The following is a 25,568-nucleotide window of genomic DNA, read 5'->3' on the forward strand; positions in this document are numbered from 1 at the left end:
TTCTCCTTGCCACCGCCTTGCGAGCCGCCGGCCGGAATCATTAATCTGGCCTATCTCTCTGTTTTTCTGGGCACAATTGACGTCATGACCGCGCCGATCGCCATCATCATGGGAAGCCAGTCGGACTGGGACACGATGCGGCACGCCGCCGACACGCTTGACGCGCTCGGCATTGCTGCCGACAGCCGCATCGTCTCGGCCCACCGCACGCCCGACCGGCTGTTCGCATTCGCCAAGGGTGCCAAGGCCGCAGGTTACAAGATTATCATCGCCGGCGCCGGTGGCGCGGCCCATCTGCCGGGCATGGCGGCGGCGCTGACGGAACTCCCGGTGTTTGGCGTTCCCGTCGAATCCAAGACGCTCAAGGGCGTCGATTCGCTCTATTCGATCGTCCAGATGCCCGCGGGCATTCCGGTCGGCACCCTCGCCATCGGCAAGGCCGGCGCGATCAATGCCGCGCTGCTGGCAGCCGCCGTGCTGGCATTGTCCGACCCGGCCCTATCGGATCGCCTCGCCGCCTGGCGCAAGGCCCAGACCGAGGCGGTCGCCGAGCGGCCGGAGGACAAGGCGTGACGGACACCAGGCACGTGAAGCTGAAGCCCGGTGACACCATCGGAATCCTCGGCGGCGGACAATTGGGCCGGATGCTTGCCATGGCCGCGGCGCGACTCGGCCTGCGTTGCCAGGTGTTCTCGCCCGATCCGGATTCACCGGCCTTCGACGTCGTGCTGAACGCGACCTGCGCCGAATATGCCGACGTCGAGGCGCTCGAATTGTTCGCCCATGATGTCGACGTCATCACCTACGAATTCGAGAACGTGCCGGCGGCAGCCGCGCTGGTATTGGACGCGCGCCGCCCGGTGCTGCCCAACCGCAAGATCCTCGAGACGACGCAGGACCGGCTCGCCGAGAAGGATTTCGTGACGAAGCTCGGGATCGGCACTGCCGGCTACGCCGACGTCACCTCGGTCTCCTCGCTGCGCGAGGCGATCGCCAGGATCGGCCTTCCAGCGGTGTTGAAAACCCGCCGCTTCGGTTATGACGGCAAGGGCCAGGCCATCATCCGCGAGGGCGACGACATCGCGAAGGTGTGGACCAGCCTCGCCACCAAATCGGCGATCCTGGAGGCCTTCGTGCCCTACGAGCGCGAGATCTCCGTGATCGCCGCGCGCGCGGCCACGGGCGAGGTCGAGTGCTTCGACGTCACCGAGAACGAGCACCGCGACCACATCCTGAAGATATCGCGTGCGCCCGCGCCGATCCCTGACGCGCTCGCCGAGGAGGCGCGCAGCATCGCGAGCAAAATCGCAAGCGCGCTCGACTATGTCGGCGTGCTCGCGGTCGAGATGTTCGTGCTGGCGGGCGGCACCGGACCGAAGGTGCTGGTCAACGAGATCGCGCCACGCGTGCACAATTCCGGGCACTGGACGCTCGACGGCGCCTCCGTCTCGCAGTTCGAGCAGCACATCCGTGCCATCGCCGGCTGGCCGCTCGGCAAGCCGGTGCGCCACGGCGAGGTCGTCACTATGACCAATTTGATCGGCGACGAGATCAACGATTACGAAAAGTGGCTGAGCGTGCCGGGCGCGACCGTGCACATCTACGGCAAGGGCGCGCCGCGCCCCGGGCGCAAGATGGGCCACGTGACCGAAGTCAGGCCGCCGCGGGACAAGTGACGGGATCGCAGCAAGAGCTGCAATCCCGCCGGGTGATTGTGATTACTTACGCCGTCTTCACACCCGCAACGATGCCGGTGGGCTCCTCGCTGAGCCAGCGATAGATCACCCCGCCGAGCGCGCCGCCGATCAGCGGCGCGACCCAGAACAGCCACAGCTGCGACAGCGCCCAGCCGCCGACGAACAACGCCGGGCCGGTGCTGCGCGCCGGGTTCACCGAGGTGTTGGTGACGGGAATGCTGACGAGGTGGATCATCACCAACGCGAGCCCGATCGCCAACGGTGCGAATCCCGCCGGCGCGCGCCCATGGGTCGCCCCCATGATGATGAACAGGAACATCATGGTCATCACCACCTCGGTGAGGAAGCACACGATCATGCTGTACTGGCCGGGCGAATGCGCGCCATAGCCGTTGGAGGCAAAGCCCTTGCCGACGTCGAAGCCGGGCGCTCCGCTCGCAATGACATAGAGCAGCCAGGCGGCAATGATCGCGCCCGCCACCTGAGCGACGATGTAAGGCAGAACCTGCCCCGCCGGAAAACGGCCACCGGCGGCAAGACCGACCGTGACGGCCGGGTTGAGATGGCAGCCGGAGATATGGCCGATCGCGTAGGCCATGGTGACGACGCTCAATCCAAAGGCCAGGGACACGCCGACCAGCCCGATCCCGACCTGCGGGAAGCCGGCGGCGATCACCGCGCTTCCGCAGCCCGCGAATGTGAGCCAGAAGGTGCCGATGGCTTCGGCAGCGTATTTTTTGATGTCCATTGTGGTCCCCTCATTGCAAAGATTCCGGAACAAGCTCCGGCGCGGCCCCGTCCTCGGCGCCAAATCGCCCAAATCGGGGCCGCATGGAGGTATTTTCGCCGCATTTAATGGCCGAACTTGGCCCGAAAACCCGTTTGGCCGGTGGACATCTGCGGTTTTGTCTGATACATCCGCGCGCTCAAGGTTAAGGGCTTGCGCGTTTCGCCATCCCCTTTGACTTACCAGAATTCAAATCCGATCCACCTGAAGAGGATGCCGCGTGCAGGTTCTCGTTCGCGATAACAATGTTGATCAAGCCCTCAAGGCGCTGAAGAAGAAGATGCAGCGCGAGGGAATTTTCCGCGAGATGAAGCTCCGCGGTCATTACGAGAAGCCCTCCGAGAAGAAGGCCCGCGAAAAGGCCGAAGCCGTGCGCCGCGCGCGCAAGCTGGCCCGCAAGAAGCTGCAGCGCGAAGGCCTGCTGCCGATGAAGCCGAAGCCGGTGTTCGGCGCCGGCCCGGGCGGTGATCGCGGCGGTCGTGGCGGCCCCGGCGCAGGTCCGCGCGGACCGCGCTGAGCCGATTCAGCAAGACTCTAGTTTTCGATGACGCGGGCCCCAGGCCCGCGTTATTGCTTTGAGGACTTGTCGGATCAAGCTCTAGCGCGAGCCAACCGTAGATGACCTCCCCTTTCTCCCAGCGCGGCCTTCCGCGACGGCGCCGGATCTGGCAGCCGCCGCTCGCGGCGGCCCTGACGGGGATCGTGCTGGGCGGCTGCTCGTTCGATCTGGGATCGCTGATGCCGGAGAAGGACAAGCCGCAGGAGGCCCCCAAGGCCGCCGCGCCGGCCGAGAGCGCGGTGAGCGCCGGCAACGTCACCGAAGCCCAGGCCCATACCGCGAAGGCTCAGTCCCTGGCGAAGTCAGGCGAGGCCGCGGCAGCGCTCGACGAGTTCAATCGCGCGATCGGCCTCGATCCCTACAATGCGCAGGCGCTCTATGGCCGCGCCCTGATCTACCAGGGCAACAACCAGCACGACTTCGCGATCGCCGATTTCAGCGCCGCCAGCGGACTCAACCCGCAAAAGGCCGAGCCGCTGCTGGGCCGCGCCAACAGCTATCTCGCGCTCGGCAAGGTCAAGGAGGCCGCAGCCGATCTCGACGAAGCCTCCGAGGCCGATCCGAACAATGCCCAGGTCTGGACCGCGCGCGGTCAGGTCTATGAGCGCCTGGGCGACAAAGCCAAAGCGGTGGCGTCCTACACCAAGGCGGTTGCGCTTCGTCCACGCGACGAACCCGCCCGCAGCGGTCTCGCCCGCGTCGGCGGCTGACGCTTTGGCGCAGGCTGAGCGGAGTTCTAGTCGGGCGTGGCGCTCTTGGGCAGAACGGCGTTGAACATCGACTTCATGCCCGACAGCATCTCGTCGGCGACATTGGTCTTCTTCGGCCGCGGCAGGGCGGCGCCCGCATCGGCACGCAGGTCGAGCGGCGGTGCGATGACCGGCACGGGAATGTCGGCCGGCGGCGTCACCCGATTCGGATCATCGTTGCCGATCGAGGCCGTGTAGGGCGGATTGGAGCCCCCATTGCCATAGGCCTCGGGTGAGGGCGTCGAGACATTGATCGGCGGCGGCAGCGGACGGACTGGAGACGGCTCCACATTCACGACCCGCGGAGCCTCCGGCGTGCGGGCGGCGTCCCGCACCGCAGGCTCAGCCGGCTTGGTCTCCGACGCGCGAGCCTCGGCAGGCTTGGTTTCCGACGACCTGGCCTCGGCAGCCTTGCCCTCGGGCGACTTGCGCAGGCGCTCGATCGCAGCACGCGCCAGATCGTTGGCGTCGGGAGCCGCGGAAGCCGCCGTCGGGGCCGAATTGGCCTCAACCACGGGAGCAGAAGCAGCCGGTGCGGATTTTGCCGCGGCCTTGTCGCGGGCAGAGGGACGGCCGCGCGGACCGGTGTCAGCGGGAGCCACGTCTGCGGCCTTGGTCTCGGCCGCCGGCGGATGATCGGCCGGCTTCTCGACCGCCGCCTTGTCCGTCACGCTCTTCTCGGGGATGCCCTTGGCTTTGACGCCGGGAGCGGGAAGGTTGGCGGTATCGGTGGGCTTGCCGTCGCTGCCGGTCTGGGCGGGCGCGGTCACGGCGGCTGGGGTGTCGGCGGCCGGCTTGGCGTTGATGTAATGATTGACGATGTAGGCCCCGATGATCGTCGCGAGCACCGAGGGGAAAATATCCATCGAAATTTTTGCGAGGTATTTCAGCATTCCGACCACACTCCCCGCGCGACCTGATGCGGGAACTTTAGGGCATTGTGAGGGATCAACTGCGACGGATCGATGGCAAACGGGGGCGCGACCCTAGCGTTTCAGCTCAATTTCAAGGAACACGATCTCAGTTGAGGTTTCGTTAAGTACGTCATGCTGGACGCCGGCCTTGCGGAAATAGGATTTCCCGGCGGCAAGCTGCGCCTTGAACCTTTCGCCATTGGGCGCGACGATGGTCATCTCGCCGGCGGCGACCGGAACGATCACATAGTCCATGCCATGGGTGTGATGGCCGGTGGCGCTGCCGGGGGCAAGCCGCCATTCGGTCACCCGGACCTCTTCGTTGTCGACCTGAACCTCGGACTTGGCGGCAAGCACTGGGAGCTCCTTCTAGGGTACGAAAACCATGAACACGTAGACGGCAAATACCACCATATGCACCAGGCCGAACAGGACATTGGTCCTACCCGTGCCGAAGGTCAGCATGCTCAGGAAGAAGGTCAGCAGCAGGAGCACGCTGCCCTGGGCGCCAAGGCCGAGCTCGAGCTCCTTGTCGAGCGCGTAAGTGGCAACGCCGACGGCAGGAATGGTCAGGCCGATGGTCGCCAGCGAGGAGCCGAGGGCGAGATTGATGCTCTTCTGGAGGTCGTTCTGGCGGGCCGCCGAGACGGCCGCGACGCCTTCCGGCATCAGGATCAGAAGCGCGACCAGAAGCCCGGCAAAGGCCGGCGGCGCGCCGATCTTGGCCGCGACGGCGTCGACCACCAGCGAGAACTTCTTGGAGAGCAGCACGACCGCCAGCAGCGCGATCAGCAGCAGCACGACGCTGAGCACCAGCATCCTGCCCGACAGATGCACCTCGCCGCTGCCGCCGTACGCCCGCTCGTGGACGAAGTAATCCTTGTGCAGGACCGTCTGGGTGTAGAGAAACACCGCATAGAGCGCCAGCGTGACCACGTCGACGAAGCCGAGTTGGACCGCCGAATAGACAGGCCCCGGCGTGGTGGTGGTGTAGTTCGGCAGGATCAGCGTGATGGTCGCGAGCGCGAACAGGACGCTGAGATAGACGTTGGCGCCGGAGACCTGAAAACCCTGCTCGCGATAGCGCAGGCCGCCGATGAAGATGCAGAGCCCGACGAGGCCGTTGCAGACGATCATGACCACGGCGAACACGGTGTCGCGGGCCAGTGCCGGGGCGGGCTTTTCGCCCAGCATGATCGTGGTGATCAGCGCGACCTCGATGATGGTCACCGAGAGCGTCAGCACCAGCGTGCCATAGGGTTCGCCAACCCGCTCCGCGATCACCTCGGCATGATGAACCGCAGCGAACACCGTGCCGAACAGGATGACCAGAAGGACGACGGTGAAGAGAAGACCGCCAAACGACAGCGTGAAGACGTAATCCGTGGCGCTGACGACCGCGAACAACAGCAGGGCCATCGCCGGAAAGACCCAGGCCGACCGGGGCATCGGATCATGCGCGCTCATCAATCGGCTCCAACTACGAAAGCGAGCAATAGCAAATCGACCGGCAGATTCAATGCCAGTGCAGGATCGGTGCGACCGGCAGGAACGTCAGCAACAGGAACAGCGGGATCAGCACGGCGCCGGCGCGCAGGAGATAACCGAAGAAGCTCGGCATCGCGACGCCGTTCTCGCGCGCGATGCTGCTCACCATGAAGTTCGGTGCGTTGCCGATATAGGTGAGCGCTCCCATGTAGACCGCTCCCATGGAGATCGAGGCGAGCGTGCCCGAGAGCTGATGCATCAGCACCTGCGGATTGCCGCCGGCGAGCTCGAAGAACAGCAGATAGGTCGGCGCATTGTCGAGGAACGCGGACATCAGGCCGGTGAGCCAGAAATAGACGACCTCGCGTGGCGCGCCATCCGGCGCCGTCACCGCCGACAGCAGCCAGGCGAACGCGCCGTGATGGCCGGCGTTGAGCATGGCAATGACCGGGATGATGGCGACGAAGATGCCCGCGAACAGTTTTGCGACCTCGCGGATCGGCTCCCAGGTGAAGCCGTTGGCCTGCCTGTGCTCGTCGGGCGTCAGCCACACCGACAGCGCCGCGATGGCCAGCAGCGCCAGGTTGCGCGCGACGTCCTCCAGCTCCAGCTTGGTACCGAAAATGTCGAAGGCAATGTCGGGCCTCCACATCGCCGAAGCGAGTAGGCTGGCGACGATGGCTGCGATCAGCACCAGATTGACGAGGCCGCCGATGCGCAACGGCTCTCCCCGGCCTGTGTCGGCGGACGGCGCCTCACTGCGAAAGCGCCAAACGTCGACGACGGCGAAGATCGCGAGCAGCAGGACGGCGACGAGTGCGGTCTGCAACCAGATGGTCCGCGTGGTCCAGAAGAAGTCAACGCCATGCAGGAAGCCGACGAACAGCGGGGGATCGCCGAGCGGGCTCAGCGCTCCGCCGACATTGGCCACCAGGATGATGAAGAAGATGACGACATGGGTGTTGTGGCGCCGCTGCCGGTTGGCGCGGATCAAGGGGCGGATCAGGATCATCGCGGCACCCGTGGTACCGACGATGCTCGCCCCCAGCGTGCCGAGCGCAAGGATGCCGACATTCGCCGCCGGCGTGCCCTTGATGTCGCCGGTGATGAGGATGCCGCCGGCCACGACATAGAGAGCGAACAGCAGCACGATGAAGCCGAGATATTCGGCGAGCATGGCATGGACCAGCGCCGCCAAGGTCGCCGCGCCGCCGGCAAAGACGACGAGCGCGGCGAGCGCCAGCAGCGACCAGGCGGCGGTGATCTTGCCGTAGTGGTGATGCCAGATCTTCGGCAACAGCAGCGGCCCCATTGCAATCGACAGCAACAAGCCGGCAAAGGGCAGCGCATAGGGCCAGCGCATCGCCGCACCATCGAGGCCGGTCGCGGCAAGCGCATTCTGCGGCAGAAGCGTCAAGCAGGAGGCAGCGAGCGCGGGGATGTAACGTTGAGCCAAGCCGTCAGCCGCCAATGAAGCCTCTCGCCGTTTCGATCGCGCCATATTGATCGAGATCGTCGTGCCCGCCGCCCTCGATGCGAACGAACCGCTTGGGCTCGCGGGCGAGCGCGAACAGACGCTCTCCGAAGACGATCGAAATGACAAGGTCATTGGTGCCATGCATGACGAGCAGCGGCACCGTGACGCGCGACATGCGCTGGTCCGAATGGAACGGGTCGCGCATCAGAAGGCGGACCGGAACGAACCAGAACGATGACCCCGCAATGTCGGCCGTCGACGTATAGGGCGCCTCCAGGATGAGTTTTCCAACGCGATGCTCCGAGGCGAGCGCGACCGCGACGCCCGTCCCGAGCGAAAAGCCCCAGGCGACGATTCGTTCCGCCGCATAGCGCGCGGTGGTGAACGCGTAGGCGGCTGCAGCGTCGCGCAGCAGGCCCTGCTCGCTCGGCATCCCGCTCGAGCCGCCATAGCCGCGATAGGACAGCGCAACGAGGCCGGTGCCGTCGGCGGTCATCGCCTTGAAACGACCAACGCGGCCGGCGAGAAAATCGCCATTGCCGTGGAAGTAGAGGATCACGGAACGACCGGGCTTGGCCGGCACGTGCCAGACGATGACCTGCTCGCCATCAGACGTGGTCAGGACATGCTCTTGCGCCTCGGGAAGGCCCGCAGCATCGGGTGCGGTGCGGCCGGCGGGCGGGATCGGAAACAGCATCTCGCGCTGGCGGACGTACAGCACGAGGAGACCGGCGCAATAGACGGTCAGGAGCACGATGGCGATCCACTTGACGATGCTCATCATTGCGCGGCCGCTCCCTCGCTTGAGACTAGGGCTTGCGACGGCTCCGCAGCAATTTCATGACGTCGGGCCGCAGGCTCGCCGGAATGTCGCGGCAGCTGCATGCCGCCTTGTGGGCAGCGTGCCAGGCGATGCGCTGCTCGCGCGTCGCCTTGGGCGGCATGCGATGGGACGTTGCCATTCCTAATTGATGGCCACGGTCCGCGCTTGGCGCTACATCGCCTTGACGATGTTCTCGGTGACCTTCTTGGCGTCGCCGAGCAGCATCATGGTGTTGTCTCGGTAGAACAGCGGATTGTCGATGCCGGCATAGCCAGAGGCCAGCGAGCGCTTGATGAACATCACCGTGCCGGCCTTCCAGACCTGGAGCACCGGCATGCCGTAGATCGGCGAAGTCTTGTCCTCTTCGGCCGCCGGGTTGGTGACGTCGTTGGCGCCGATCACGAAGGCGATGTCGGCCTGCGCGAATTCGGAGTTGATGTCCTCGAGCTCGAACACCTCGTCATAGGGCACGTTGGCTTCGGCGAGCAGCACGTTCATGTGGCCGGGCATGCGGCCGGCGACCGGGTGAATGGCGTATTTCACCTCGACGCCTTCCTTCTTCAGGATGTCCGCCATCTCGCGCAGCGCGTGCTGGGCCTGCGCCACCGCCATGCCGTAGCCGGGCACGATGATGACCTTGGAGGCGTTCTTCATGATGAAGGCCGCATCGTCCGCCGAGCCGAGCTTGGCGGGCTTCTGCTCGCCCGTGGCGCCGCCGGCCGCCGCGGTCTCACCGCCGAAGCCGCCGAGGATGACCGAGATGAAGGACCGGTTCATCGCGTGGCACATGATGTAGGACAGGATCGCGCCGCTCGATCCGACCAGCGCGCCGGTGATGATCAGCGCGGAATTGCCGAGCGTGAAGCCGATGCCGGCGGCCGCCCAACCCGAATAGGAGTTCAGCATCGAGATCACGACCGGCATGTCGGCGCCGCCGATCGGGATGATCATGAGCACGCCGAGCGCCAGCGCGATGATGGTGATCATCCAGAAGTCGAACGCGCCGCCGGTGAGGACGAGACGGACGATAAAGAACACCAGCGCCACGGCCAGCGCGATGTTGATGATGTGGCGGAACGGCAGGATGATCGGCGCGCCGCTCATGCGCGCGGACAGCTTCAGGAAGGCGATCACCGAGCCGGTGAAGGTCAGCGCGCCGATGGCGACACCGAGCGACATTTCGACCAGACTTGATGCATGAATGGCGCCAGGCTTGCCGATGTCGAAGGCCTCCGGCGCGTAGAACGCGCCGGCAGCGACCAGCACCGCGGCCATGCCGACCAGCGAGTGGAAGGCGGCGACCAGTTCCGGCATCGAGGTCATCGGCACGCGGCGGGCGATCACCGCGCCGATGCCGCCGCCGATCGCGACCGCGAGGATCACGAGGACCCAGGCCACGCCATCCGCCGGCGGATGGCTCGCCAGCGTGGTGGCGACCGCGATCGCCATGCCGATCATGCCGAACAGATTGCCCTGGCGCGAGGTTGCCGGGCTCGACAGCCCGCGCAGCGACAGGATGAACAGCACCCCCGCCACCAGATACAAGAATGCAGAGAGATTGGCGCTCATCTCAGGTCCCCATTGATCCCTTCAGCCCGAGGTGGCCGCTTACTTCGACTTCTTCTTGTACATCGCCAGCATGCGCTGGGTGACAAGGAAGCCGCCGAAAATGTTCACGCAGGCGAAGACGAGCGCGACGAAGCCGAAGCCGCGCGCCCAGCCCGAGCCGCTCGAAACCATGCCGACGCCGACGGCGAGCAGCGCGCCGACCACGATCACCGAGGAGATCGCGTTGGTCACGCTCATCAGCGGCGTGTGCAGCGCCGGCGTCACCGACCACACCACGAAATAACCGACGAAGACGGCGAGGACGAAGATCGACAGCCGGAAGATGAAGGGGTCGACGACCTGTGCAGCGTGCTCCATGGCGGGTCTCCTTAAGCCTTCGGCTGGAAATTCGGGTGGATGACGGCACCGTCCTTCGTGAGCGCGGTAGCCTTGACGAGTTCGTCGTCCCAGTTGACGGCGAGCTTCTTCTCTTTCTTGTCGACCATGGTCTCGATGAAGGAGAACAGGTTGCGCGCGTAGAGGCTGGAGGCCGAGGCCGCAACGCGACCCGCAACGTTGGTGTAGCCGACGATCTTGATGCCATCGAGGTCGACGACCTCTCCCGGCTTCGCACCCTCGACATTGCCGCCGCGCTCGACGGCGAGGTCGACGAGCACCGAGCCGGGCTTCATCGACTTGACCATGTCGGCACTGACGAGCTTCGGCGCCGGCCGGCCCGGAATCAGCGCGGTGGTGATCACGATGTCCTGCTTCTTGATGTGCTCGGCGGTGAGCGCGGCCTGCTTGGCCTGGTATTCTTTCGACATTTCCTTGGCGTAGCCGCCGGCGGTCTGCGCGTTCTTGAACTCCTCGTCCTCGACGGCGAGGAATTTCGCGCCGAGGGATTCCACCTGCTCCTTGGTGGCGGGCCGCACGTCGGTCGCGGTCACGACGGCGCCGAGACGGCGCGCGGTCGCGATCGCCTGGAGGCCGGCGACGCCGACGCCCATCACGAACACCTTTGCGGCAGGCACGGTGCCGGCTGCGGTCATCATCATCGGAAAGGCGCGGCCGAAGGCTTCGGCGCCCTCGATCACGGCGCGGTAGCCGGCGAGGTTGGCCTGCGAGGACAGCACGTCCATCACCTGCGCTCGGGTGATGCGCGGCATCAATTCCATCGCGAAGGCGGCGATGCCGGCATCGGCCATCGTCTTCAGCGCGGCATCGTTGCCGTAGGGATCCATGATGGCGATGACGAGGGCGCCGCGCTTGTACTGCGCCAGCTCGGATGCCTCAGGGCGCTTCACCTTGATGATGATGTCGGCGTCCTTGAGCGCGTCAGCGCTGACGGTGGCGCCGGCCGCGGTGAATTCGGAATCCGGCAGGCCCGATTTGATGCCGGCACCCGGCTCGATGGCGATCTCGGCGCCCAACGCCTTGAACTTCTTCACCGTATCAGGCGAAGCGGCGACCCGCGGCTCGAGCGGATCGATTTCCTTGGCAACGGCAATCTTCATGAGGCCTCCGGCGGCGCGGGAGAGCGCGCGCGCAAACTAAAGCGTTACTTCCCGCAGCGTTCGATACCGGTTTTGATACCGGCTTGGATGCAAGTTTTCTGGGCAGCTGCTGCCGCTGGCGTGTGCAGCCGCTGGTCGATCAGGTCAGGAAGATCGCCATCAGGATCACGATGAGCGCGACCGAGACCGTGCCCCACTTCACGAGCTTGATGAATCCCTCATAGGTCTGCTCATGGGCAGCGTAGTCGTTGCCGTCGGCGGTCGTGTACGCCACTTCGTGATGGTCAGCCATGGAATGTCCCCAGTCGAAAGTCGAATTCTCGGGCTGGGATACCGCAAAGATTTAGACAGGGCAACGGCACCGAGGCGGGGTTTTCCCGCAAATCGGGTCATTTGGAATCCAGATTGTCGCGGATCCAGCGCGCGAGGCTCTCCTCGCTGACTTCGCCGGCAGCGAGGGAGAGGATGATGGTCGTCGCTTCCGCCGGATCGGGACTGAAGGCCACGCCATTCTTGTGCAGAAAGACCATCAACGCCATGAAGGCGATGCGCTTGTTTCCGTCGACGAATGCGTGATTTTTCGCAAGGCCGAATGCATATGCTGCAGCGAGTTCGTCCAACGGCGCCTGCTCATAGCGCCATTTGTTGATCGGCCGTTCCAGCGCCGACCGCAACATGCCTTCGTCACGCAATCCCGGCGCACCACCGAAGCGCCGGAGTTGGCGACCGTGAATGGCGACAGCCTGTTCGTAGGTGATCCAGAGCGGCTCCTGGGGATCGCTCATTGCATGGCCGACTATTTTGCAAGCGCCGCGAGCGTGTCGCGATACTTGTCCATCACCTCGTCGGCGATCTCCATCGTCCGCTCGAAGTCGGGATCGTAAGGCAGCAACTGAAAACCACCGCCGGGTAATTCCACGATGTGCAATTGCTGTCCGCGCTTGAGATCGAGCCGCTGCATCAATTCACGGGGCAACAGCAGTCCGTCGGAATTGCCAATCTTCTTGATCTCGATCTTCATGGGCATGGACTCCAGCGAGTATACATATGTATAACATCGCCGAAGACTTAGTTCAACAAATGTTTTACGTGCGCCCACCCCTCCAAAAGCGCCAGCGCGCCTCAGCCCATCGCCTCGAGCTCGTCGATCATCCCCGCGATGACGCTGAGCCCACCGTCCCAGAACTTCGGATCCTTTGCATCGAGCCCGAACGGGCGCAGCAGCTCGGAATAGTGCTTGGTGCCGCCGGCCGCGAGCATGTCGAGATAGCGCTCGGCGAAACCCTCGGCCGCGTTTTCGTAGACGGCGTAGAGCGAGTTCACGAGACAGTCGCCGAACGCGTAGGCGTAGACGTAAAACGGCGAGTGGATGAAGTGCGGGATGTACATCCAGTAGTTCTCGTAGCCCGCCTTGATCTCGATCGCCGGCCCCAGGCTCTCGCCCTGAACCGACAGCCAGATCTCGCCGAGCCGCGTCGCGGTGAGCTCGCCGTTCTTGCGCTCGGTGTGGACCGCACGCTCGAAGGAGTAGAACGCGATCTGCCGCACCACGGTGTTGATCATGTCCTCGACCTTGCCGGCGAGCAGCGCCTGGCGCTGCTTCGCGCTCTTGGTCTGGGCCAGCAGCCGCTTGAAGGTGAGCATTTCGCCGAACACGCTCGCGGTCTCCGCCAGCGTCAACGGCGTCGGCGCCATCAGCGCGCCGTTCTTTGCCGCGAGCACCTGATGGACGCCATGGCCGAGCTCATGCGCGAGCGTCATCACGTCGCGCGGCTTGCCCTGGTAGTTCATGAGCACGTAAGGGTGCGCCGACGGCGTGGTCGGATGCGAGAACGCACCGGGCGCCTTGCCCGGCCGCACCGGCGCGTCGATCCAGCGGTCGGTGAAGAAGCGCTCGGCGATATCGGCCATTTTGGGCGAGAAGCCGCGATAGGCCGTCAGCACCATGCTGCGCGCCTCCGGCCAGGCGATGACATCGGTCGCCGCAAAGGGCAGCGGCGCGTTGCGGTCCCAATAGGCCAGACGCTTCTTGCCGAACCATTTCGCCTTCAGCGCATAATAGCGATGCGACAGCTTCGGATAGGCTGCGCGCACCGAGGCGACCAGCGCATCGACCACCTCGCGTTCGACACGGTTGTTCAGGTGCCGGGAATCGGCGACATCCTTGAAACCGCGCCAACGGTCGGAAATGTCCTTGTCCTTGGCGAGCGTGTTGGTGATCAGCGCAAAGGTGCGCTCATTGGCCTTGAACGTCTTCGCCAGTGCCTCCGCCGCGCTCTTGCGCTTGGCGCCGTCGCGATCCTGCAGCAGATTCAGCGTCGGCTCGATCGCGAGCTCCTTGGCGCCGACCTTGAAGCGGAGGCTGGAGATGGTCTGATCGAACAGCCGGTTGAAGGCTGAATAGCCGGTCTGCGCCTTCTCCAGGAAAAGCTGCTCCAGCTTGTCATCGAGCTGGTACGGCTTCTCCTTGCGCAGATCCTCGATCCAGGGACGGTAGTGCGCGAGCTCGGCGGCCTGCATCGCGCGATTCAAAATATCGTCATCGATCCGGTTGAGCTCGAGCGCGAAGAACAACAGATGCGTGGACGCCGCCGTCAGCCGCTCGGACACGTCGCCGTAAAACTTTGAAATCGCAGGGTCCACACTGTCGCCGGCATGGACGAGTCCGGCATAGGAGCCGAGACGGCCGGCGAGATCGTCGATCGCCTCATAGCGTCGCACCGCCTCGGCGAGCCACTTTCCGCCATCTTCGTTTGCTGTCCCTGTCGCCAGCTTGCCCCTGTAGTCCGTCTCGAAGGCGACGCAGTCGGCATCCATTCTCTCGAGGTCGCGCGCCACCTCCGGCGCCGCGATCCCGGAATAGAGGTCGGCCAGGTTCCACTCCGGAAGCTTGCCGGTCTTGCTCGCAGCTTTGGAGGGTGCAGCTTTGGAGGGCCTTGCCTTGGGGGCGGATTTTTTGGTGCTTGGCTTGCGGAGAGCGGGCTTGCCGGGAGCGGACTTCTTGAGAGCGGACTTGTTCAAGGCAGATTTGTTCAAGGCGGACTTGGAGCGCGAATTCATTGTGTGGGAAACCTGTGTTCAACAATCGCGGCGGCAGGCGGGGGCATCAAGGTTTAAGCGTGCGTTAATCGGCTTCGGCCAGAGTGCCCCGATTCGAGACAGATAGTAGTAGCGTGCGGGGAACACCATGGCTGCCAGTATTTTGATCGCCGACGACGACGCTGTAGCCCGCCGGCTGGTCGAGAACATGGTGCAGAAATGCGGCTATGAGACGGTCGTCGTGGACTCCGGCGACGCCGCAATTGCCGCCCTCACCGCCCCCGACGGAACGGCCATCGACGCCGTCATCCTCGATCTCGTGATGCCCGGCCTCGACGGAATGGGCGTATTGGCGAAGATCCGCGAAGCCGGCCTGAGCGTCCCCGTCATCGTGCAGACCGCTCATGGCGGCATCGACAACGTGATCTCCGCGATGCGCGCGGGCGCGGCCGATTTCGTCGTCAAGCCGGTCGGCGTCGAGCGGCTCCAGGTCTCGCTTCGCAACGCGCTCAACACGTCCGCGCTCAAGGGCGAATTGCAGCGCATCCGTCACAGCCGCGAAGGACGGCTCACCTTCTCCGACATCATCACCCGCTCCGAAGCGATGACGGGCGTGATGCGCGCCGCCCAGAAGGCGGCAAACTCCGCGATCCCCGTGCTGATCGAGGGCGAGTCCGGCGTCGGCAAGGAGATGTTCGCGCGCGCCATCCATGGCAGCGGCGAGCGCAAGGCCAAGCCGTTCGTTGCGGTCAATTGCGGCGCAATTCCCGACAACCTCGTCGAGTCCATCCTGTTCGGCCATGAGAAGGGCGCCTTCACCGGGGCCACCGAGCGGCACACGGGCAAGTTCGTCGAGGCTCATGGCGGCACGCTGTTTCTGGACGAGGTCAGCGAGCTGCCGCTGACGGCGCAGGTAAAGCTGCTGCGTGCGCTCCAGGAGGGCGCCGTGGAATCGGTCGGCGGCCGCAAGCCGCTCAAGGTCGACGTCCGCATCATCTCGGCCACCAATCGCAAGCTGCTGGAGCGGGTGAAGCAGGGACAATTCCGGGAAGACCTGTTCTACCGGCTGCACGTGCTGCCGCTGACGATCCCCTCGCTGCGCGCGCGGCGTGAGGATATCCCGCACCTGCTCAGGCATTTCATCGCGCGCTTTGCCGCCGAGGAGAACCGCCCGATCACCGGGATCAGCGGCGAGGCGGTGGCTCATCTTGCCCAGCTCGACTGGCCCGGCAACATCCGCCAGCTCGAGAACGCGGTCTATCGCGCCGTGGTGATGAGCGACGGGGACCAGCTTGGTCTCGGCGACTTCCCTCTGCTCGCCTCGCAGGCGCATCCCGTCACGGATATTCCGACCGCTCCGTTGCTGCTCGAGCCGGCGGCGACGCCCTCCGTAGTGTCGGGTAATGAAATACCAATCGCCCCGCTCCCCGCAGTGGGAACGCTGTCTATGCTCACTGCGACCGGGGATGTCCGCCCCCTGGAGGACATGGAGAACGAGATCATCCGTTTCGCGATCTCGCATTATCGCGGCCAGATGTCCGAAGTGGCTCGCCGACTCAAAATCGGCCGCTCGACGCTCTACCGCAAACTCGACGAGGCCGGGGTTCCCGGGCATGGCGGCAAAAGCGGGGAGGAGACGCATTGAGCCCAGTGCGAACGAAGCTTCGCGCGGCGGTGCGAGAACGCTCTAAGCCGTTCGCATGACGACGGAATTCGACTGCAATTTGAACCGTGACCTGGAAGTGACAGACAGAGGGAAAAGCGCGTGGCAGAAGCGTACAATCCGTTGCCAAGAGGCTCCCTTGAAGTCAGTTTGTCGTGAGTTGTCCCGGGTAGCGCTGGCTGCAAAATCGGGGCCTGTATATCGTCTGCGTCAGAATCGTTGCGTGCAGGCGTGCAACTTTCGAGAGGCCGGCGCGGTTTAGCCGAAACATCAATAAGCGATAACGAAGCTGTTCCATGAAGGAACAGTTCACCCGAGGGGTGCGACACAATGCGTGACTGTTTGAACCACCGTGTGGGCTTTGACCGTGTCTTGATGACGGTCGCGGCGGCCTTCCTCACGGTGTCGGCCAGCTCGGCCCTGGCGCAGGATCAGGCGCGCAGCAGCGCCGCCGAACTCGCGATCGAAGCCGCGATCCCGCGCCCCGAACCGGCAAACGTCCCGCCCCCGACTGCAGCCGACATCAAGCTCGACACCACCGCCACGGTGCAGGATTCCACGAAGGACGTCGCAAGGGATTCCGCCAGGGTGAACGTCGCGCCCACGGCGGACAAGGTGGAGACGAAGCCCTCCGACGTTGCCACCACACCCGCGCCGGAAGCGCCGAAGAGCGAGACTGCGAAAACCGAGCCGGCCAAGGCCGACACCGCAACGGCCACGCCGGCGGCTCCCGCAGCACCGGCCGCCGAACCGGTGAAGGCCGCAAGCAACGTGCCCACCGCCGACCAACCGGTCGCCGACAAGCTCAAGGACATCATCGGCGCCAAGACCTCGCGCCATTTCGACCGCAAGAACGAGCGTGCAGCGATTGAGAAGTTCTACGGCGCGCGCGACTTCGCGCCGGTCTGGACGCAAGGCGGCAACCTGACTGCTGCGGCCAAGGGCGTGATCGCACGGCTCAAGGACGCGGCGTCCGACGGTCTCAATCCCGCCGACTATCCGGTGCCGGATTTCGCCGCCACGACCCCCGATGCGCTGGCGGATGCCGAGCTCAAGCTCACCGCCAGCATGTTCGACTATGCCCGCCACGCCCAGAGCGGCCGCATGCATTGGTCACAGGCCGGCGGCGACATCCTCTATCCCGAGCATCCGGTCGACCCCGGCGAGGTGCTCGCCAAGGTCACGACGGCGGCGGACGCCTCCGCGGCGCTCGACAGCTATAACCCGCCGCACAAGCTCTACAAGGAGCTGAAGGCCAAGCTCGCCGAGCTGCGTGGCCAGGGCAGCGGTCCGGTGATCGAGATCGCCGACGGCCCGGCGCTGAAATACACCCCGGCCGGCAAGAAGCAGGCTGAGATCGTCGTGGATGATCCGCGCGTGCCGCACCTGCGCGCCAAGCTCGGCCTCGCCGAGAATGCCAGCGACACCCGCTACGACGCTGCAGTCGCCGAAGCCGTGCGCAAGTTCCAGAGCAGCGCCGAGATGAAGCCGACCGGCATTCTCGACGACAAGACCGTCAAGGCGCTCAATACGCCCAAGCGCGACAAACAGATCGACGTGGTGCTGGTGAACATGGAGCGCTGGCGCTGGCTGCCCCGCGACCTCGGCGCGCCGGCGCTGGGTGATGCCTATGTCATCCTCAACATTCCGGACTTCACGCTGAAGGTGATGCAGCGCGGCCAGCAGGTCTGGACCACGCGCGTCGTCACCGGCAAGCCGGGCAAGCATGCCACCCCGCTCCTCACCGAGACGATGAAGTACATCACGGTCAATCCGACCTGGAACGTGCCGCCGTCGATCGTCTACAACGAGTACCTGCCGGCCTTGCAGCAGGACCCGACCGTGCTCCAGCGCATGGGCCTGAGGCTCGAGCAAAACCGCGACGGCTCGGTGCACATTTCGCAGCCGCCGGGCGAAGCCAACGCGCTCGGCCGCGTCCGCTTCAACTTCCCGAACAAGTTCCTGGTCTATCAGCACGACACGCCGGACAAACACTTGTTCGCCAAGGAAGAGCGTGCTTTCAGCCATGGCTGCATGCGGGTGCAGAATCCGGATCAGTACGCCTCCGTTCTGCTCAACATCGTCATGCCGAACGAGAAGTACACGCCGGAGCGCATCCGCAGCATGTACGGCAAGAGCGAGATCGACCTGAAATTCCCGACGCCGATTCCGGTCAACATCACCTACCAGACCGCGTTCGTGGATGAGGCCGGCAAGCTGCAATTCCGCAAGGACGTCTATGGTCGCGACGCGGTCATGATCAACGTCCTGAAGAACAATCGCGGCAAGGACCTCGAGGCCGTCGTGGCGCATTCCCAGCCGAGCTATTCGCGTCCGGCAACGACGCTGCCCTCCGGAGTGGCCGTGGCCAACAACGGCGGCGGCTTCGGCTCGTCCGGGCCGAACTTCTTCGAGCGGCTGTTCGGGGCGCCGACCCCGGCCGCGCCGCCGGCACCGGTCGGCCGTCGGCCGCAACAGCAGCAGCGGGTGTTTACCCGCTGACGCCCGCCCGGCACCCCATTTTCCTGAAATTCTACAACGAAATCAGCGACCCCATCCCCCGATGGGGTCGTCTGACGTTAACCATGTCCCACTGTCCACCCGGGCAGTGGGCGTTTTTTTGCCACAGTCAACCGGTTAGGATCGTATTCTGACTTGGTTTGGGGGCGGGAAGGTCAACCTCAAATTAACCTTCTCGCTTTAAGAAAGCGTTCATCCTCTTTCGCGCTGCTAACGGGGTTGGCGGGAGAGTCCATTTGAACGCTCGTCGACTGGGTGGGCTCATACGTGCTGACTGGTCTCGCACGCCAATTTGCTGTGCTGTCGTTGTCCCATGCGGGCGTGAAGGCCGGATCCCGGATCGGCCTTGCGGCTGCATTGCTGCTCGCGGCCGCCGGTTCGGTTCATGACGCCGCCGCGCTGAACGAGACCAAGACGCTCTCGTTCCATCACACCCATTCCGGCGAAGACCTCACCGTCACCTTCAAGCGCGACGGGCGCTATGACGAAGCGGCGCTGAAGCAGCTCAACCATTTCCTGCGCGACTGGCGCAGCCAGGAGCAGACGGTCATGGACCGTCGCCTGTTCGACATCCTCTGGGAAGTCTATCGGGACGTCGACGGCAAGCAGCCGATCCAGATCATCTCCTCCTATCGCTCCCCCGCCACCAACGCCATGCTCCGCCGCCGCTCCTCCGGCGTGGCGCGCGCCAGCCAGCACATGCTGGGACATGCGATAGACTTCTACATCCCCGGCGTGCCGCTGGAGCAGATCCGCTTCGCCGGCCTGCGCCTGCAGCGCGGCGGCGTCGGCTTCTATCCCACCTCCGGCTCGCCTTTCGTGCACCTCGACACCGGCAGCGTCCGGCACTGGCCGCGCATGACGCATGACCAGCTCGCCCGCGTGTTCCCGGACGGCAAGACGGTGCATCTGCCGACCGATGGGGTGCCGCTGAAGAACTATGAGCTCGCCAAGGCCGAGATCGAGCGGCGCGGCAGCGGCGATGATGCCGGCAGCAAGCCGAATTTCTTCGCAGCCTTGTTCAGGAGCAAGCCGGCAGCTCCGGCCGCCAGCGACGAGGATGACGAGGGCGCGCCCGCCCCGGCCGCGAAGCCGGCGGCACCGACCGTCGTCGCAGCCACCGCCAAACCCGCCGAGCCGGTGCCGACGCCGCGCGCCAAGCCGCAGATCGCCGCAACCCTCCAGCTCGCCTCGGCCGATGCGCAGATCGTCGCGCCGCCCAAGCCGAAGCCCGCGCCCGTGGCTGACAAGCCCGCTTCCGGCAAGCCTGTTGACGGAAAGCCGGAGACCCCGGCCGACATCATCAATGCGCGCGGCTTCTGGGATGACGTTCCGGCCACGCCGCAGCAAGCGACGCCGGCGCAGGTCGCCGCGCTGAAGGCGCGCCAGGCGCTGGCCGCGGCCACCGATCCGCAACCAACCGCGAGCGTGTCCAACGCGGCCCTCCAAGCCCTGGCTTTCGCGCCGGCGGCCTCCACGGTCGACCGCGCCAACGTCGTCGCCGCCTCCGCGCCGATCCCGCGCACCGCCCGCCCCCGCAGCCTGGCTCAGGCAACGGAGATCAACACGGTGGTCGGCAAGAGCGTCGACGGCAGGGTCGCAACCGCGACCCGCCTGTCTGCGGCCAAGGGCGAGAGCATCTGGCTCAAGATCGTGATGCTGTCGCCGAGCGCCAGCCACGCGATGTCGGTGACGCTGATGGGCGAGCTCGATACCGCGGCGCTGCGCGGCTATTTCGTCAAGCCGCGCTCCGTGATCGCGATGGGCTTCTCCGACGACCCGATGCAGGGCCTGTCCTGCGACAATTTCTCGGGCAGCGCGACCGCAAAGCTCGAGACGATGTCGTTCGTCGTGCGCACCGCCGCACTGCGCTGAGTCCTCTGTACCAGCAAAGCTCTCTCTGTTCGTCCTTGCCCGGGGTCGATCAAGCCGGCAAGCCGGCCGCGATGAGGCCGGCCTCGTGGCGCTGCCGGTCGGGCTCGCGCTTGTAGTGCAGCGTCGCAAGATAAGCTGCCACCGAGAATCCCGGTTCGCGCTTCAAGACCTCGGCGGCGTGAGCGCCGGCCGCGATCGCGTTCTTCATCTGCGCGAATGTCGCCGCCAGGAACGCATGATGGGTATAGTCGGGGCGCGTGATCCTTGAAAACGCCTCGGCCGCCTCGGCGTATTTCTCCGCGCAATAATAGGCGCGGCCCAGATGGCTCCAGAAGCGCTCGGGATGATAGGGGTTGAGACGCATCGCTTTCCTGATCCAGTCGATGCCTTCCTCCGGCAGGCCCAGCCAGGTCAGAAGCTCTCCCTGTTGCACGACGACGAGGTCGTAGTTCGGATTGAGGGCGAGTGCACGCTCCTGGTGATAGGTAGCCTTTTCGTAGTCGTGTCGCGTCAGATTGAGCGCGGCGAGAATTCGGTGCACGTCCGCGTCGTTGTCGTCGAGCGCCAACGCAATTTCCAGCTCCGAAGCAACCTGCTCGAAGGTCGCCTCGCGGTCGGCGCACCAGCCATAGATCCAGCACTGACCGAGCACGCATGCCTTCCAGGCATGAGCGTGGGCATAGTTCGGATCCATCGCCAGCGCACGGTTGAGCAGCGTCTGCGCCTGAGCGTTGTCGTCGCGGGTTGATCGATGATGCAGGAGCTTTGCAGCCAGCACGCATTCGTAAGCGGGCATGTTGTCGGTCGGCTTGCGCTTGGTGCGGTCGTGCGTTGCGGCTTCTACCCGACCCGGCAACGTCGCCACGATCGCGCGGGTCATCTCGTCCTGGATGGCGAAGATATCCCGGAGCTCGCGGTCGTAGCGTTCGGCCCAGATATGGCGATCGGTCTCTGCATCGATCAGCTGCACGGTGACGCGGACGCGCTCCCCGGACTTGCGAACGCTGCCCTCGATGACATAGTCGACTCCGAACTCACGGCCGATGTCCTGGACCTTTACGGCCTTTCCCTTGTAGACGAACGTCGAGTTGCGGGAGATGACGAGCAGGTCGTGGAAGCGCGAAAGCTCGGTGATGATGTCCTCGGTGAGACCGTCAGCGAAGAACTCCTGCTCCGGATCGCCGCTCATATTGGCGAACGGCAGCACGGCGATGGACGGCTTTTTCGAAACACCCGGCGGCGTCAGCGCACGATTGGACCCGTCAGGCAGGCTTGCGGGCCCCTCCGCCAGCCGAATGCGGAAGATGCGGATTGGACGGGCGATGTTCTTGACGCTCTGTTCACCGAGATCGTCGAACTGAACGCCGTCGAGCCGGTCGCCGACCTGATCGCGCACCGCGCCGGAGACGCAGATTCCTCCGGGCTCGGCCAGCGTCTCCAGCCGCGCCGCGACGTTGACGCCATCGCCGAATATGTCGTTCTGATCGACGATGACGTCGCCGAGATTGATGCCGATGCGGAATTGGATCCACCGCGGCGGGGGGACGTCGGCATTGCGCCGCGCCATGCGGCGCTGAACCTCGGCCGCACATAGCACGGCATCAACGACGCTGTGGAATTCCGCGAGCATGCCGTCGCCGGTCGTCTTGATGATACGGCCGCGATTCTTGGCAATGGCAGGATCGATGAGCTCGACACGATGGGTCTTGAGGCGCGCAAGAGTGCCGGCCTCGTCGACCTCCATCAGCCGGCTGAAGCCGACCATATCGGCAGCGAGAACCGCGGCAAGCCTGCGCTCTGGTCCCGGCACATCCATCGCTCGGTCCCTTCACCGAGCAACCTAGCAGATGCCGAGATTTTGCCCAAGCTTGGTGCGCTGCAACGCCGACCGGGCGGGGCGCCTCAGAGCATCCCCAGCGCCTGCATGTAGGTCTCGAGGATGGTCTCTGCCTCGGCGCGCTCGTTGGGGTCCTGCTTGCGCAGGCGCACGATGGTGCGCAGCGCCTTGACGTCGTAGCCGTTGCCCTTGCTTTCGGCATAGACGTCGCGGATGTCGTCGGAGATCGCCTTCTTCTCTTCCTCCAGCCGCTCGATGCGCTCGATGATGGATTTGAGCTGGTCCTTGGCGAATTTCGTCGCGGGCTCGTCGTCGCGGACGGCGGCGGAGGTGGCCATCTTGGTACTCCCAATGGAACTGGCAAAACGAGGTGACGCCGGCATCCCTCACCGCGCGTGCTGGGTAGACCCTTAGGGTCGGTGCTCCCAGCGTTCAAGCAAGCATCACGCTCGTCCACAGCGCGCCCACACCTTCCTGCGCCGACGCACAGAAAGCTGTTGTGTGGTGCGACTCAGGGCTCGGCGATGGGCCGTTCAATGCCCGTGGGGATGGACCTTCTTCATCGCCTCGAGCTGCTCGGGCGTGGCCGTGCCCTGGTGCTTCGCCTTCCAAGTCTCATAGGGCATGCCGTAGACGGCCTCCCGGCTCTCGTCCTTGCTCAAGGCGACGCCCTGGGCGTCCGCGGCGTCCTTGAGCCAGTTGGACAGGCAATTGCGGCAGAAGCCGGCCAGATTCATCAGGTCGATGTTCTGGACGTCGGTGCGGCTCCGCAGATGCTCGACCAGGCGCCGAAAAGCGGCCGCCTCGAGCTCCGTTCTGGTTTTGTCGTCGATTGCCATGGCTGTCTTTCCTCAAGGTCCGTTCCGGGGCAGGGTTACGGGATCAGGTGGGTCTTGTCACAGATTTTGCCATATCGCGGCGCAAAGGGGCCACTGCCCGGCTGCCCCCGGCCTAACGCCAAATCGTCAATGATCTGGTATAGCTTCCGCGACAATGACTGCCGAATCTCCCCGCTCCCCGCTTTACCTGCTCGCCCGGTTGGTCCCGGTGCTGGTGGTCGCCCTGGCGTGCCTCTACGCCGGCCCGGCCTCCGCCGATTTCCGCCTCTGCAACAACACGTCGAGCCGGGTCGGGATCGCGCTCGGCTACAAGGACGCCGAGGGCTGGACCACCGAGGGCTGGTGGAACATCTCGTCCCGTTCCTGCGAGACGCTGCTGCGCGGCACGCTGGTCGCCCGGTACTACTACATCTACGCCATCGACTACGACCGCGGCGGCGAATGGTCGGGCCAGGCCTTCATGTGCTCCCGCGACAAGGAGTTCACCATCCGCGGCACCGAGGATTGCCTGGCGCGCGGCTATGACCGCACCGGCTATTTCGAGGTCGACACCGGCGAGCAGCGCGCTTGGACGGTGCAGCTGACCGACGCCAACGAACAGCCGGCGCAGCAGCGCGTGCCTGGCCTGCCCGGCCCGGTGGGCCCGGGCGGCGTTCCGGGTTTGCCCAATAGCCCGCCCGGTGCTACGCCCCCGGGCTCGCCCGGCCTGCCACCCCCGTCTGGAAATAAGCCATGAGGCGCCTTCGCCGTATCAAGATTCTCGCGACCCTGGGACCAGCCTCTTCAGACCTCGCGATGATCCGCCGCCTGTTCGAGGCCGGCGCCGACCTGTTCCGCATCAACATGAGCCACACCCCGCATGACAAGATGCGCGAGCTGGTGGCGACGATCCGCAACGTCGAGAGCAGCTACGGCCGGCCGATCGGCATCCTGGTCGACCTGCAGGGCCCGAAGCTGAGACTGGGCTCCTTTGCCGAAGGGGCGATCCAGCTCCAGAACGGCCAGACCTTCACGCTGGATTCCGACAAGACGCCGGGCGATGCCACGCGCGTCCATCTCCCGCATCCGGAGATCCTGGCGGCGCTCAGGCCCGGCCATGCGCTGCTGCTCGACGACGGCAAGGTGCGGCTGATCGCGGAGGAGACCTCGAAGGAGCATGCGGTGACGCGTGTCGTGGTCGGCGGCAAGATGAGCGACCGCAAGGGCGTCAGCCTGCCCGATACCGATTTGCCGGTCTCGGCGATGACGCCCAAGGACCGCGCCGACCTCGAGGCCGCCCTCGTCACCGGCGTCGACTGGATCGCGCTGTCCTTCGTGCAGCGCGCCGACGACGTGATCGAGGCCAAGAAGATGATCCGCGGCCGTGCCGCCGTGATGGCCAAGATCGAGAAGCCGCAGGCGATCGACCGCCTCGCCGACATCATCGAGGCTTCCGATGCGCTGATGGTGGCGCGCGGCGACCTTGGCGTCGAGCTGCCGCTGGAGCGGGTGCCGAGCCTGCAGAAGCAGATGACGCGGATGGCGCGCCGCGCCGGCAAGCCGGTGGTGATCGCGACCCAGATGCTGGAATCGATGATCCAGTCGCCGGTGCCGACCCGCGCCGAGGTCTCCGACGTCGCCACCGCGGTCTATGAGGGCGCCGACGCCATCATGCTGTCGGCGGAATCGGCGGCCGGCAAATTCCCGGTCGAGGCGGTCTCGACCATGAACCGCATCGGCGAGGAGGTCGAGCGCGATCCGACCTACCGCTCGGTGATCATGGCCCAGCGTCCGGCGCCGGAATCCACCGCGGGCGATGCCATCGCCGACGCCGCGCGGCAGATCGCCGAGACGCTCGACCTGCCGGCCTTGATCTGCTGGACCTCATCGGGCTCGACCGCCGTGCGCGTGGCGCGCGAGCGGCCGAAGCCGCCGATCGTGGCGATCACGCCGAACATCACCGCCGGCCGACGGCTCGCGGTCGCCTGGGGCGTGCATTGCGTGGTGGCGGAGGACGCGCGCGACCAGGACGACATGGTGCGCCGCGCCGGCCAGATCGCGTTCCGCGACGGTTTCGTCCGCGCCGGTCAGCGCGTCATCATCGTCGCCGGCGTGCCGCTCGGCATTCCCGGCACCACCAACATGGTGCGCATCGCCTCGGTCGGGCCCGAGGGCGACGCGAACATATGAGGGCCCGCCAGGGCGGCCAAACAAAAAGTCAAAAAACAACCCCATGCACAGTAGCCGGCCGCTCTGG

The 25,568-nt window shown here is 65.3% G+C and carries 26 protein-coding genes; 9 read left to right on the forward strand and 17 right to left on the reverse strand.

The genetic code is table 11. The features are described from left to right. Positions 1-84 precede the first annotated feature (84 nt). Together purE and I6F17_RS15380 are read left to right on the forward strand one after the other, a co-directional pair. Complete coding sequence (gene purE, locus I6F17_RS15375) at positions 85-573, forward strand: 5-(carboxyamino)imidazole ribonucleotide mutase (protein ID WP_035998720.1); 489 nt, start codon at positions 85-87, stop codon at positions 571-573. Next, positions 570-1,676: a 5-(carboxyamino)imidazole ribonucleotide synthase gene (locus tag I6F17_RS15380; RefSeq protein ID WP_225126736.1), complete on the forward strand. Its 1,107-nt coding sequence runs from the start codon at positions 570-572 to the stop codon at positions 1,674-1,676. Before purE ends, I6F17_RS15380 begins: the two co-directional genes overlap by 4 nt. 46 nt (positions 1,677-1,722) lie before the next feature. On the opposite strand, the gene aqpZ is transcribed toward I6F17_RS15380, so the two are convergent. Continuing rightward, positions 1,723-2,445, reverse strand: a complete 723-nt coding sequence (gene aqpZ, locus I6F17_RS15385; protein WP_036041199.1) for an aquaporin Z — start codon at positions 2,443-2,445, stop codon at positions 1,723-1,725. Between the two features lie 259 nt (positions 2,446-2,704). Between aqpZ and rpsU the strand changes: the two genes are divergently transcribed. Next, positions 2,705-3,001, forward strand: coding sequence for a 30S ribosomal protein S21 (gene rpsU / locus I6F17_RS15390; RefSeq protein WP_008546194.1), 297 nt, complete (start codon positions 2,705-2,707; stop codon positions 2,999-3,001). A 101-nt stretch (positions 3,002-3,102) separates the two neighbouring features. Beyond that, complete coding sequence (locus I6F17_RS15395; protein WP_225126733.1) at positions 3,103-3,753, forward strand: tetratricopeptide repeat protein; 651 nt, start codon at positions 3,103-3,105, stop codon at positions 3,751-3,753. 26 nt (positions 3,754-3,779) lie between these two features. Here I6F17_RS15395 and I6F17_RS15400 read toward each other — a convergent pair whose 3' ends face one another. From I6F17_RS15400 to I6F17_RS15460, 13 genes are all read right to left on the reverse strand, one after another. Beyond that, positions 3,780-4,685: a hypothetical protein gene (locus I6F17_RS15400; RefSeq protein ID WP_036041221.1), complete on the reverse strand. Its 906-nt coding sequence runs from the start codon at positions 4,683-4,685 to the stop codon at positions 3,780-3,782. A gap of 93 nt (positions 4,686-4,778) precedes the next feature. Next, positions 4,779-5,063 (reverse strand): cupin domain-containing protein, encoded by a 285-nt coding sequence (locus I6F17_RS15405; protein ID WP_225126731.1) that lies wholly within the window; start codon positions 5,061-5,063, stop codon positions 4,779-4,781. Positions 5,064-5,075: 12 nt separating this feature from the next. After that, the gene (locus I6F17_RS15410) at positions 5,076-6,173 is read right to left on the reverse strand and encodes an ionic transporter y4hA (RefSeq protein WP_036041222.1); all 1,098 of its coding nucleotides are present in this window, start codon (positions 6,171-6,173) and stop codon (positions 5,076-5,078) included. 49 nt (positions 6,174-6,222) lie between these two features. Continuing rightward, the gene (locus I6F17_RS15415) at positions 6,223-7,650 is read right to left on the reverse strand and encodes a sodium:proton antiporter (protein WP_225126729.1); all 1,428 of its coding nucleotides are present in this window, start codon (positions 7,648-7,650) and stop codon (positions 6,223-6,225) included. Between the two features lie 4 nt (positions 7,651-7,654). Then, entirely contained in the window at positions 7,655-8,452 is a 798-nt protein-coding gene (locus I6F17_RS15420) for an alpha/beta hydrolase (RefSeq protein ID WP_035998702.1), read from the reverse strand. A gap of 28 nt (positions 8,453-8,480) precedes the next feature. Then, the gene (locus tag I6F17_RS15425) at positions 8,481-8,633 is read right to left on the reverse strand and encodes a hypothetical protein (RefSeq protein ID WP_225126716.1); all 153 of its coding nucleotides are present in this window, start codon (positions 8,631-8,633) and stop codon (positions 8,481-8,483) included. A gap of 32 nt (positions 8,634-8,665) precedes the next feature. Then, complete coding sequence (locus I6F17_RS15430) at positions 8,666-10,063, reverse strand: NAD(P)(+) transhydrogenase (Re/Si-specific) subunit beta (RefSeq protein WP_036041228.1); 1,398 nt, start codon at positions 10,061-10,063, stop codon at positions 8,666-8,668. 39 nt (positions 10,064-10,102) lie between these two features. Then, positions 10,103-10,420 (reverse strand): proton-translocating transhydrogenase family protein, encoded by a 318-nt coding sequence (locus tag I6F17_RS15435; protein ID WP_035998681.1) that lies wholly within the window; start codon positions 10,418-10,420, stop codon positions 10,103-10,105. A gap of 11 nt (positions 10,421-10,431) precedes the next feature. Then, positions 10,432-11,559, reverse strand: coding sequence for a Re/Si-specific NAD(P)(+) transhydrogenase subunit alpha (locus tag I6F17_RS15440; RefSeq protein ID WP_225126707.1), 1,128 nt, complete (start codon positions 11,557-11,559; stop codon positions 10,432-10,434). Between the two features lie 139 nt (positions 11,560-11,698). Beyond that, entirely contained in the window at positions 11,699-11,851 is a 153-nt protein-coding gene (locus tag I6F17_RS15445; RefSeq protein ID WP_036041235.1) for an aa3-type cytochrome c oxidase subunit IV, read from the reverse strand. Positions 11,852-11,948: 97 nt separating this feature from the next. Further along, a complete protein-coding gene (locus I6F17_RS15450; protein WP_081493791.1) occupies positions 11,949-12,344 on the reverse strand; it encodes a type II toxin-antitoxin system death-on-curing family toxin in 396 nt (131 codons plus the stop codon). A gap of 11 nt (positions 12,345-12,355) precedes the next feature. Further along, entirely contained in the window at positions 12,356-12,580 is a 225-nt protein-coding gene (locus I6F17_RS15455) for an AbrB family transcriptional regulator (protein WP_018641564.1), read from the reverse strand. Between the two features lie 101 nt (positions 12,581-12,681). Further along, positions 12,682-14,619, reverse strand: coding sequence for a M3 family oligoendopeptidase (locus tag I6F17_RS15460; RefSeq protein WP_225126695.1), 1,938 nt, complete (start codon positions 14,617-14,619; stop codon positions 12,682-12,684). 127 nt (positions 14,620-14,746) lie between these two features. Between I6F17_RS15460 and I6F17_RS15470 the strand changes: the two genes are divergently transcribed. From I6F17_RS15470 to I6F17_RS15480, 3 genes are all read left to right on the forward strand, one after another. After that, positions 14,747-16,243, forward strand: a complete 1,497-nt coding sequence (locus I6F17_RS15470; RefSeq protein ID WP_225126675.1) for a sigma-54 dependent transcriptional regulator — start codon at positions 14,747-14,749, stop codon at positions 16,241-16,243. A gap of 348 nt (positions 16,244-16,591) precedes the next feature. Beyond that, the gene (locus I6F17_RS15475; RefSeq protein WP_225126674.1) at positions 16,592-18,763 is read left to right on the forward strand and encodes a L,D-transpeptidase family protein; all 2,172 of its coding nucleotides are present in this window, start codon (positions 16,592-16,594) and stop codon (positions 18,761-18,763) included. A gap of 273 nt (positions 18,764-19,036) precedes the next feature. After that, positions 19,037-20,656, forward strand: a complete 1,620-nt coding sequence (locus I6F17_RS15480; RefSeq protein WP_225126672.1) for a DUF882 domain-containing protein — start codon at positions 19,037-19,039, stop codon at positions 20,654-20,656. A gap of 49 nt (positions 20,657-20,705) precedes the next feature. On the opposite strand, the gene I6F17_RS15485 is transcribed toward I6F17_RS15480, so the two are convergent. From I6F17_RS15485 to I6F17_RS15495, 3 genes are all read right to left on the reverse strand, one after another. Next, on the reverse strand, positions 20,706-22,472 hold the full coding sequence (locus I6F17_RS15485) for an adenylate/guanylate cyclase domain-containing protein (protein WP_225126670.1): 1,767 nt from the start codon (positions 22,470-22,472) through the stop codon (positions 20,706-20,708). 86 nt (positions 22,473-22,558) lie between these two features. Next, positions 22,559-22,831, reverse strand: coding sequence for a DUF2312 domain-containing protein (locus I6F17_RS15490; RefSeq protein WP_018641571.1), 273 nt, complete (start codon positions 22,829-22,831; stop codon positions 22,559-22,561). A gap of 195 nt (positions 22,832-23,026) precedes the next feature. After that, positions 23,027-23,332: a DUF1244 domain-containing protein gene (locus I6F17_RS15495; RefSeq protein ID WP_035998652.1), complete on the reverse strand. Its 306-nt coding sequence runs from the start codon at positions 23,330-23,332 to the stop codon at positions 23,027-23,029. A gap of 154 nt (positions 23,333-23,486) precedes the next feature. On the opposite strand from I6F17_RS15495, the gene I6F17_RS15500 reads away from it, so the two are divergent. Beyond that, positions 23,487-24,068 (forward strand): DUF1036 domain-containing protein, encoded by a 582-nt coding sequence (locus tag I6F17_RS15500; protein WP_035998649.1) that lies wholly within the window; start codon positions 23,487-23,489, stop codon positions 24,066-24,068. Further along, positions 24,065-25,501 carry a pyruvate kinase gene (gene pyk / locus I6F17_RS15505; protein WP_225126666.1) on the forward strand — a complete coding sequence of 479 codons (1,437 nt, stop codon included), beginning with the start codon at positions 24,065-24,067 and terminating at the stop codon, positions 25,499-25,501. Before I6F17_RS15500 ends, pyk begins: the two co-directional genes overlap by 4 nt. Positions 25,502-25,568 lie beyond the last annotated feature (67 nt).

This window comes from Bradyrhizobium sp. NBAIM18, assembly GCF_020193825.1.
Lineage (GTDB): Bacteria > Pseudomonadota > Alphaproteobacteria > Rhizobiales > Xanthobacteraceae > Bradyrhizobium > Bradyrhizobium yuanmingense.

What these genes read in the sequence shown, in the direction of transcription:
- purE (WP_035998720.1), top strand. Translation starts at nt 85, where the DNA reads ATGACCGCGCCGATCGCCATCATCATGGGAAGCCAGTCGGACTGGGAC.
- aqpZ (WP_036041199.1), bottom strand. Translation starts at nt 2,445, where the DNA reads ATGGACATCAAAAAATACGCTGCCGAAGCCATCGGCACCTTCTGGCTC.
- I6F17_RS15395 (WP_225126733.1), top strand. Translation starts at nt 3,103, where the DNA reads ATGACCTCCCCTTTCTCCCAGCGCGGCCTTCCGCGACGGCGCCGGATC.
- I6F17_RS15400 (WP_036041221.1), bottom strand. Translation starts at nt 4,685, where the DNA reads ATGCTGAAATACCTCGCAAAAATTTCGATGGATATTTTCCCCTCGGTG.
- I6F17_RS15410 (WP_036041222.1), bottom strand. Translation starts at nt 6,173, where the DNA reads ATGAGCGCGCATGATCCGATGCCCCGGTCGGCCTGGGTCTTTCCGGCG.
- I6F17_RS15420 (WP_035998702.1), bottom strand. Translation starts at nt 8,452, where the DNA reads ATGAGCATCGTCAAGTGGATCGCCATCGTGCTCCTGACCGTCTATTGC.
- I6F17_RS15425 (WP_225126716.1), bottom strand. Translation starts at nt 8,633, where the DNA reads ATGGCAACGTCCCATCGCATGCCGCCCAAGGCGACGCGCGAGCAGCGC.
- I6F17_RS15430 (WP_036041228.1), bottom strand. Translation starts at nt 10,063, where the DNA reads ATGAGCGCCAATCTCTCTGCATTCTTGTATCTGGTGGCGGGGGTGCTG.
- I6F17_RS15435 (WP_035998681.1), bottom strand. Translation starts at nt 10,420, where the DNA reads ATGGAGCACGCTGCACAGGTCGTCGACCCCTTCATCTTCCGGCTGTCG.
- I6F17_RS15440 (WP_225126707.1), bottom strand. Translation starts at nt 11,559, where the DNA reads ATGAAGATTGCCGTTGCCAAGGAAATCGATCCGCTCGAGCCGCGGGTC.
- I6F17_RS15445 (WP_036041235.1), bottom strand. Translation starts at nt 11,851, where the DNA reads ATGGCTGACCATCACGAAGTGGCGTACACGACCGCCGACGGCAACGAC.
- I6F17_RS15450 (WP_081493791.1), bottom strand. Translation starts at nt 12,344, where the DNA reads ATGAGCGATCCCCAGGAGCCGCTCTGGATCACCTACGAACAGGCTGTC.
- I6F17_RS15455 (WP_018641564.1), bottom strand. Translation starts at nt 12,580, where the DNA reads ATGAAGATCGAGATCAAGAAGATTGGCAATTCCGACGGACTGCTGTTG.
- I6F17_RS15460 (WP_225126695.1), bottom strand. Translation starts at nt 14,619, where the DNA reads ATGAATTCGCGCTCCAAGTCCGCCTTGAACAAATCTGCCTTGAACAAG.
- I6F17_RS15470 (WP_225126675.1), top strand. Translation starts at nt 14,747, where the DNA reads ATGGCTGCCAGTATTTTGATCGCCGACGACGACGCTGTAGCCCGCCGG.
- I6F17_RS15475 (WP_225126674.1), top strand. Translation starts at nt 16,592, where the DNA reads ATGCGTGACTGTTTGAACCACCGTGTGGGCTTTGACCGTGTCTTGATG.
- I6F17_RS15485 (WP_225126670.1), bottom strand. Translation starts at nt 22,472, where the DNA reads ATGGATGTGCCGGGACCAGAGCGCAGGCTTGCCGCGGTTCTCGCTGCC.
- I6F17_RS15490 (WP_018641571.1), bottom strand. Translation starts at nt 22,831, where the DNA reads ATGGCCACCTCCGCCGCCGTCCGCGACGACGAGCCCGCGACGAAATTC.
- I6F17_RS15495 (WP_035998652.1), bottom strand. Translation starts at nt 23,332, where the DNA reads ATGGCAATCGACGACAAAACCAGAACGGAGCTCGAGGCGGCCGCTTTT.
- I6F17_RS15500 (WP_035998649.1), top strand. Translation starts at nt 23,487, where the DNA reads ATGACTGCCGAATCTCCCCGCTCCCCGCTTTACCTGCTCGCCCGGTTG.
- pyk (WP_225126666.1), top strand. Translation starts at nt 24,065, where the DNA reads ATGAGGCGCCTTCGCCGTATCAAGATTCTCGCGACCCTGGGACCAGCC.